The organism is Methylobacterium sp. J-088 (assembly GCF_022829295.1).
In the GTDB taxonomy this organism is placed as follows: Bacteria; Pseudomonadota; Alphaproteobacteria; order Rhizobiales; family Beijerinckiaceae; genus Methylobacterium.
In genome coordinates this window covers 1-7,493 of record NZ_JAKSYH010000064.1, presented here as the reverse complement: position 1 = coordinate 7,493, position 7,493 = coordinate 1, and the positions used below count along the sequence as shown (strand labels likewise).

General features: G+C 67.5%; 6 protein-coding genes and 1 pseudogene. 4 read left to right on the top strand and 3 right to left on the bottom strand.

Annotated elements, in window-relative coordinates; all coding sequences use genetic code 11:
• Window positions 1–123 (top strand): annotated as a pseudogene (locus MKK63_RS08145) (porin family protein); the annotation flags it as partial.
• 105 nt (window positions 124–228) lie between these two features.
• On the opposite strand, the gene MKK63_RS08140 reads toward MKK63_RS08145, so the two are convergent.
• From MKK63_RS08140 to MKK63_RS08130, 3 genes are all read right to left on the bottom strand, one after another.
• Window positions 229–408, bottom strand: coding sequence for a hypothetical protein (locus MKK63_RS08140; RefSeq protein WP_244000475.1), 180 nt, complete (start codon window positions 406–408; stop codon window positions 229–231).
• 95 nt (window positions 409–503) lie between these two features.
• The gene (locus MKK63_RS08135) at window positions 504–1,865 is read right to left on the bottom strand and encodes an MFS transporter (RefSeq protein WP_244000473.1); all 1,362 of its coding nucleotides are present in this window, start codon (window positions 1,863–1,865) and stop codon (window positions 504–506) included.
• 416 nt (window positions 1,866–2,281) lie between these two features.
• The gene (locus MKK63_RS08130; protein ID WP_244000471.1) at window positions 2,282–2,575 is read right to left on the bottom strand and encodes a hypothetical protein; all 294 of its coding nucleotides are present in this window, start codon (window positions 2,573–2,575) and stop codon (window positions 2,282–2,284) included.
• Between the two features lie 644 nt (window positions 2,576–3,219).
• Between MKK63_RS08130 and MKK63_RS08125 the strand changes: the two genes are divergently transcribed.
• The 3 genes from MKK63_RS08125 to MKK63_RS08115 all read left to right on the top strand — a co-directional run.
• Window positions 3,220–4,917, top strand: coding sequence for a type I secretion system permease/ATPase (locus MKK63_RS08125; protein WP_313901756.1), 1,698 nt, complete (start codon window positions 3,220–3,222; stop codon window positions 4,915–4,917).
• Between the two features lie 35 nt (window positions 4,918–4,952).
• The gene (locus MKK63_RS08120; protein WP_244000468.1) at window positions 4,953–6,278 is read left to right on the top strand and encodes an HlyD family type I secretion periplasmic adaptor subunit; all 1,326 of its coding nucleotides are present in this window, start codon (window positions 4,953–4,955) and stop codon (window positions 6,276–6,278) included.
• Between the two features lie 948 nt (window positions 6,279–7,226).
• Window positions 7,227–7,493 (top strand): sugar transferase (locus MKK63_RS08115; protein WP_313901755.1); only part of this gene is annotated, 267 nt, incomplete at its 3' end.

Below are 7,493 nucleotides of genomic sequence, written 5' to 3'. Positions count from 1 at the left end.
CAGGGCGCGTTCGTCATCAACGCCGCCAACAACTTCCCGGTCGTCACCAGCGGTGTCGGTCGCCGCTCCGACGAGTTCGCCGTCGTCCGCGCCGGCCTGAACTACAAGTTCGGCTCGTACTAAGACCGAGAATCGGCGCGGCTCAGGCCGCGCCCCTGACCTGACGTTCGGCGAGGCCGCTTCCGCAAGGGAGCGGCCTCGCTGCCGTTTCGGCAGCGGCCTCTCCCGTCATGGCCCGCCGGCGAACGCGCCCGCAACGACCATGATCAGCGCCTCGATGTCGATCCGACCGTCGATCCGTGCGTAGCCCGACTCCGACAGGTCGATCGTCGGCGCGGGATCGTCCGCCTCCGATTGGCGTTTCAGTTCCGCCAGGATGGCGTCCCGCACGGTGGTGTTCAGATCCATCGAGTTGGCTCCCCGTCAGCCGCGTAGCGGAGAGCACAATCCTCTGGTGGTTCCGCCAGCGACGCGCGGCTAACCGCCGGTTCGCAGGCGGCCGCTCAGGCCACCGAGGGTCGGCGGGCGCCCGAGCCCGGTTGCGAGGCGCGCCCCGGCACCAGCGACAGGCCGGCCGAAAGCAGGGCGAAGACCACCAGGGGCAGGAGGCTCAGGGTGAAGCTCCCGGTCCCATCCTTGATCGCGCCGATCAGGTAGGGCCCGAGGAAACCGCCGAGGTTCCCGACCGCGTTGATCGCCGCGATGCTCGCCGCCGCGGTGGCGGGGAGCATCTGCTCGGTGGCGAGCGCCCAGAACGGACCCTTGAGCATGTAGACGCCGACTGCCGCCACGGTCAGCGCCGCGACAACCGGGCCGAGGCCCGTCAGCACGGTGCCGCCCGCGAGCCCGAGCGCCAGGACCAGGAAGGAGAGCGCGAGGTGCCAGCGCCGCTCGGCCATCCGGTCGCTGTGCCGCCCCCAGAGGATCATGGCGACCGACGCGAAACCGTACGGGATGCTGTTCAACAGGCCGGTCTCGAAATTGCCCAGGCCGAAGCTCTTGACGATCTGCGGGGTCCAGAACGAGAGCCCGTAGCTGCTCGCCGTCGAGCCGAAATAGATCGCCGCGAACAGCGCGAGACGCCGGTCGCGCAGGATCTCCCACAGGGGCGGCTTGGCCGCCTGCCCGCGCTTCGTGTTGCGCGCCGTTTCGGCCTGGAGCTGCCGCTCCAGCCAGTCGCGCTCGGCCGCCGGGAGCCAAGCCGCGTCCCGCGGGCCGTCCGGCAGCAGCCACAGGACCGCGCCGGCCATCAGCACCGCCGGCAGCCCTTCGAGGATGAACAGCCACTGCCAACCGGCGAGCCCCAGACCGGTCACGTTGAGCAGCGCCCCGGAGATCGGAGACCCGAGGAACGACGAGATCGGGATCGAGATCATGAACACCCCGATGATCCGCGCCCGGTAGGCCGAGGGGAACCAGTAAGTGAGGTAGAGGATCACGCCTGGGAAGAACCCGGCCTCGGCCAGCCCCAGCAGGAATCGCAGGCCGACGAACGACCACGGCCCCTGCACGAGCGCCATGGCGGCGGAGATCACCCCCCAGGTCACCATGATCCGGGCGATCCACAGCCGCGCCCCGAAGCGTTCCAGCATCAGGTTGCTGGGGATCTCCATCAGGAAGTAGCCGAGGAAGAAGATCCCGGCCCCCCAGCCGAACACGGTCGCCGAGAGGCCGACATCGTGGTTCATCTGAATCGCCGCGAAGCCGACATTCACGCGGTCGAGGAAGGAGATGAAGTAAGCGAGGATCAGGAACGGCACGAGCCGCCAGCTGATGCGTCGGATTGCCGAGCGTTCGAGGGCGGCCTCCTCCGGGGAGCCGGGTGTCGGGTCGGTGGTCGCAGAGCCAGTTATGGGGCCGGTCATGGGGCCTGTCCTCGTCGCGCGTCGCGGGGTCCGCGCGGATTCGAGGCAGGCCGAACAAAGCCGCGACGGCGGCGTGACGGACCTCTCGGGCTTCCTCGCGGGCCGGTCATCTCTGGCGGTGACCTGTGCCGGTCCTGCTTAACCCGATCCCGGCGCGGCTGGGAAGCGCGCGCGATACCGTAACAGATCGGATTTGTTGATGGTTTGAAGGTATTCGTAAGCCAGAAGAGCTTCGAAGATCGCGCAGGCTGAGCGTTTCCCGTCGCCAACGCGTACAGCGTTTCGCGGCAGGCCCTGTTCCGCCAAGGCTCTCCGGACCGCCCGCTCACACGGGCCATTCCGCCCTTCGCCGGATCCGCGGGGCAAGGCCTGAGGACCGATCGTGTCGCTGGCCTCGACAGCCAGCGTCGGTGATCTCAATCCTGATCGGGATGCGGATCGGATCTCCGGACCGTGATCTTTCCCGCATGCTCGCTATTCGGAACTGCAGCCCAGCCATAACGGGCGGCTGCGTCCGCCTGCTCGGGCGTGACAGCGAGTTCGCCATGGACGAGCCGATCACCCAGAACATCGAGCCAGAGATCACCGGACTGATCGGCGAGGTCACCCGGCGTCACGATCGGGGCCTGAACCACCGGCGCGTCGAAACCCGGCGCCGTCGGAAAGCCCAGAGTTCCGAAATCGGGCGCTTCGATAATCTTCCTCGTCATCGCTTGTCCTCGCCTTTCGAGGGACGACGTGCCCCACATCCGATACGCCACCCCCTGCGTACCGCAGGCCGCGCCCCGTCATACCGCGGTCTTGGCATGCGCCCGAACCGAACGCTGATCCTTCATCGGCAGGGCCCATCGTATCGATAAGTCGCGTCGGGGGAATCTCGCGCGTTTCGAGGGCCATCGCCGAGGGATCGGGGAACGCGCATCCGACCGGGCGGCAGCGGCGAGACGGAACGCCTCCCTCAACATACGGTCGGCCTGAAAGGATCCGAGCCCAGAAGCCGGTCGCTGCCAGGCCGGGATGACCCGGATCGGGCCCTAGCCCACGGCGCGGTACCGAGAGGCGACGCAGGCAGCCCGACCACAGCGGTGAGGCTGCAGCGGCGCGGCGTCCGTACCATGCCGAGGCGCGACGCACCGCCCAGAACGCTTCGTTAGTCGTAATCCCGGATTCGCAGTCCGCCGCCTCGGGCCGGCGGCCTTCATCAACCCGGATGATACGAAAAACTCCTAGTGGTTTTGTCGAAACTATTCAGTCTTTCGCCTGAATTCGTGCCGTGCCCATCACCGTGGATTCAGGTCCGCTGCCCGGCCCAATTAGGAAGTTGAGCATGCCCGAAAGCTTACGAGCGGGTGAGATGAGCGCCTCGCTGAAGCGCAGTTCGACCGCGTTTCTCGCGGTCGCCGCGATGAGCGGCCTGGTGAACCTGCTTACCCTGACCGGCTCCTTCTTCATGCTGGAGGTCTATGACCGCGTCATCCCCAGCCGGTCGATGCCGACGCTGGTCGGTCTGTGCATCCTGGCGCTGACGCTGTTCGCGGCCCAGGGCCTGCTCGAAGCCTCGCGCGCGCGCATCCTCTCGCGCATCGGCGCCGCCCTCGACCTCGACATCCGCGCGCGCATCTTCGGCCTGAGCCTGCGGGCGCCCCTGCGCGGCACGCGGGCCGAGGAAGCGGGGCAGCCCCTGCGGGATCTCGATCAGCTCCGCTCGTTCCTGGGCGGGTCCGGGCCGGCCGCTCTCTTCGACCTCCCCTGGTTGCCGGCCTATGTCGCCCTGTGCTTCCTGTTCCATCCCCTGATCGGCGCTGCGGCGGTCGGCGGGACTCTGCTGCTCGTCGCCCTGACCTGGATCACGGAAGCCAACACGCGGCGGCCGATCCGCGCGGCCTCCGCGCACGCGGCGCGGCGCCAAGCCCTGTCCGAGGCCGCGCGGCGGAACGCCGAGGTCGTCGCCGCGCTGGGCCTGCAGAGCGCCCTCGCGCGCCGCTGGGAGGAAAGCCATCAGGATTACATCGAGGCGCAGCTGCGTGTCTCCGATGTGTCGGGCGGTCTCGGCTCGATCCTGAAGGCCTGCCGGATGGCGCTCCAGTCAGGGGTTCTGGCGCTCGGCGCGTGGCTGGTGATCAACAACCAAGCCACCGGCGGCATCATGATCGCCTCGTCGATCCTGGTCGCCCGCGCCCTCGCACCGGCGGAACTCGCCATCGCCAACTGGAAGGGGTTCGTCGCCGCGCGTCAGAGCTGGGCGCGGCTCACGCTCGCCCTCGCCCAGCTGCCCCCCGAGGCCGAGACGCTGGCATTGCCGCCGCCGCGCGGAACCCTGTCGGTGGAGGCCCTCGACCTGATGCCGCCGGGCACGCGACGTCTGACGGTGCAAGACGTGAGCTTCCGCCTCGCGGCCGGTCAGGCCCTCGGCATCATCGGCCCGTCGGCGTCGGGCAAGTCGAGCCTGGTGCGCGCGCTCGTCCGCGTCTGGACCCCGGCACGGGGCGAGATTCGGCTCGACGGCGCCTCCCTCGACCAGTGGTCCGCGGAGGGGCTCGGCCCGCATATCGGCTATCTGCCGCAGGAGGCCGAGCTGTTCGCCGGGACGGTGGCCGAGAACATCGCCCGTTTCCAGAGCGGCACCGAGTCCGGGACGATCGTTGCGGCGGCCCAGGCCGCGGGGGCGCACGAGATGATCCTGCGCCTGCCGCAGGGCTATCAGACCCCGCTCGGCGACGGGGGTGCCGGCCTCTCGGCCGGCCAGCGCCAGCGCGTCGGTCTGGCCCGGGCGCTCTACGGCGATCCCTTCCTCGTGATCCTCGACGAGCCCAATGCCAACCTCGATGCCGATGGCGAGGCCGCACTGACGCGGGCGATCCAGGGGGTGCGAAGCCGCAGCGGGATCTGCATCGTCGTCGCCCACCGACCGAGCGCGCTGGCCGCCGTCGATTCCGTGCTCGTGATGGCGGACGGACGCCTGCAGGCGTTCGGCCCGAAGGATGACGTCCTCAAGCGTGTTCTGCGGCCCGTCGGGGCAGAGCGTGCCGATCAACAGAGGGTGAGCGCGTGATGTCGGCAGGATCCCCCATCCTCACCGGATCCGGCATGGATCTGACCGCACGCACGCGGCCGCGACGCCATCCGCGCGCCTCCATACGGCGCCAGCTCGTCTTCGCCGGCGTCCTCTCCGTGGCGCTGGTGCCGGGTCTGGCCGGCTGGGCCACCATGACCTCTTTCGCGGGCGCGATCATCGCCCCCGGCCAGCTCGTGGTCGAGTCCGAAATCAAGAAGGTCCAGCATCCGACCGGCGGCGTCGTCGGAGAATTGCTGGTCAAGGATGGCGACCATGTCAGGGCCGGCGACGTCCTGATCCGCCTCGACAAGACGCAGGTCCAGGCCAATCTCGACATCACGCTCAAGGCGCTGGACGAATTGGCGGCGCGCCGCGCCCGCGAAGAGGCCGAGCGGGACGGTTCCGCGGCGATCCTGTTTCCGCAGGATCTGGCGATGCGAAAGGGATCGAGCCCGGAAATCGCCGCCCTTCTGGACGGCGAAAGCCGGCTGTTCTCGGCCCGACTGGCCAGTCGGGATGGACAACGCGCGCAGATGTCGGAGCGCATCACGCAGCTCGAACAGGAGAGCGGCGGCTTGACCGAGCAAGCCTCCGCGAAGGCCCGGGAGATCAGACTGATCGGCGAGGAGCTGCAGGGCGTCCGCAGTCTGTACGCCAAGAACCTGGTCCCGGTCACCCGGGTGAGTGCGCTGGAGCGGGATGCGGCGCGCCTGGATGGCGAGCGGGGCCAACTCGTCGCCTCGATTGCCTCCGTGAAGGGCAAGATCTCGGAAATCCGATTGCAGATCCTGCAGGTCGACGCCGAGATGCGGACGGAAGTCGGCAAGGATCTGGCCGACATCCGAAGCAAGTGGTCCGAACTGGTCGAGAAGCGGATCGCGGCGGAGGATCAGCTGCGGCGCGTGGAGATGCGGGCGCCGCAGAACGGGGTCGTGCATCAGATGAGCGTGCATACGGTGGGCGGATTGGTGGTGCCCGCCGAACCCGCGATGCTGATCGTACCCGATGCGGACCGGCTGGCCGTGGAAGTGCGCATGCAGCCGCAGGACATCGACAGCGTGCAGCAGGGACAGGCTGCGGTCCTGCGCTTCCCGGCCTTCAACGTGCGGACCACGCCCGAGATCGAAGGCCGGATCTCGCGGCTGTCCGCCGACGTGACCAGCGATCCGAAGACCGGACAGAGCTTCTATACCGTGCGCGTCGAAATCCCGGCGGACCAGCTGGAGCGGCTGGGAACGGTGCGGCTGGTGCCCGGGATGCCGGTCGAGGCCAATCTCAAGCTCGGCGAACGTACGGTGATGAGCTACCTCCTCAAGCCGCTTCAGGATCAGGTGTCGAAGGCATGGCGTGAGCGCTAGCGGATTTGCTCTGGCGAACCGCAAGGTACACGATACAAGACCGAACGCCCCCGGCCGTCCCACCCGACGCCCTGATCCTGAGGCGTCGAAGCGCAGCGGAGGCCCCGAAGGAGGCCTCCGGGGCTCGTGCGGCTGGCTGGCACCCTCCTTCGAGGCTCTCGCTGCGCTCGGATCTCAGAAAGAGGGAAATTGGGTGGGATCGCCGATGACCCGGCAACGGGATACTGTCGTGTATCGCGATCGGGCGCGGCCCGAAGAGCGCCCAAGAGCCGAAGCAAACGCCGAACGCGTGTCCGGCCTTTGACTGGCTCATACGGCCGCCGGAGATCAACCGTGCGTCCGCGCGGGCCCGGGTCGGCCTTCGAGCGTTGGAGGGTCCGATCACCGCCCACCCCATCGCCCGGCGGCAAACTTGCGCGGCGAAGGCAAAAATCGCTGCTCGTTCCAGCGACTTGGCGCACGTGTCATCAGCGACTTAGTACATAATCACTCAGCAGTTTTCTGTTCGATCTGAATATGAACGCGTTAGCGCGCGAAGAACGGCGGCAGACCTCTCTTTGTCTCGTCGCATACGCGACGGATGATCGGACGCCAGTAACTATTGATAAAAACGCGGAAATCAGCAGACGACGTGTCTGGATGCGATCACGCCAGCCTAAAAGCCGACGCCCAGACTGAAGACCTTATCCCAGACGCCTGCAAAGTGTCGGTATCGAGAAAAGAATTATAGCGCTCCACTTGAAACGGGCAGAGCCTCAATTCGCTCTAAAATATTATTACATACGAGCCGTCACCGCCATCAATTAGGTTTATTACTTGTATCAAGCTTAACGCCGAGCTAAACGGCAAAGCTGTGGCAGCGCGCGGACTGGGACTCGGTTGGCGTCGCCGTCTTCAGGTACCCGGCGGCTACGCCCACCCAGCCGGATCTGTATAGGGGCTCATCGCATGAACGCTGTAGAACGCAGCTTGGCTGCGGACGAACCGTTGGCGCCCATGACGTCCGGCAGCCAGCAGCCAAGCGCGACTCTGCGAACCGGGTTGGATGTCGCTGCCGCGGCCTTGGCGCTGGTCCTGCTGGCGCCGCTTCTGGCGCTTGTCGCGCTGCTGGTGCGTCTGGACAGCCCGGGTCCGGCGCTGTTCCGTCAGACGCGGACCGGCCTGAACGGGCGCTCGTTCCTGATCTACAAGTTCCGGACCATGCACGTGCAGGAG